Source organism: Lactiplantibacillus fabifermentans DSM 21115 (assembly GCF_000498955.2).
In the GTDB taxonomy this organism is placed as follows: domain Bacteria; phylum Bacillota; class Bacilli; order Lactobacillales; family Lactobacillaceae; genus Lactiplantibacillus; species Lactiplantibacillus fabifermentans.
Map to the genome: position 1 here is coordinate 1 of NZ_AYGX02000176.1, position 251 is coordinate 251.

1 protein-coding gene is annotated in these 251 nt (G+C 40.2%); it reads right to left on the reverse strand.

Features of this window, described 5'->3' with window-relative positions:
* Positions 1 to 58 precede the first annotated feature (58 nt).
* The coding region (locus tag DY78_RS16525; RefSeq protein WP_033612989.1) for a hypothetical protein at positions 59 to 251 on the reverse strand (193 nt) is incomplete at its 5' end.

Consider the following 251-nt stretch of genomic DNA (forward strand, 5'->3'; position numbering starts at 1 on the left):
ATTGGTACCGGTTGATAGTCCACCGTGTAGTCTGGAAGATTAATTACTTCATTCTCCATTATTTAAGCCCCCTATTGATCATAAGTGCGTTTAAGTCCATTGCTTTAATCATGTTGTCTCGCATCTGACGTAATTCTGGCGTTAATGCCTGTGGATCAATCGATGCAATCAGTGCAACACCGTGGAAAATGCAATGCTGTTGTTCTAAATAAGGTAATGTTTCTTCCATAACTACCGTCCTCGCTTTCTTA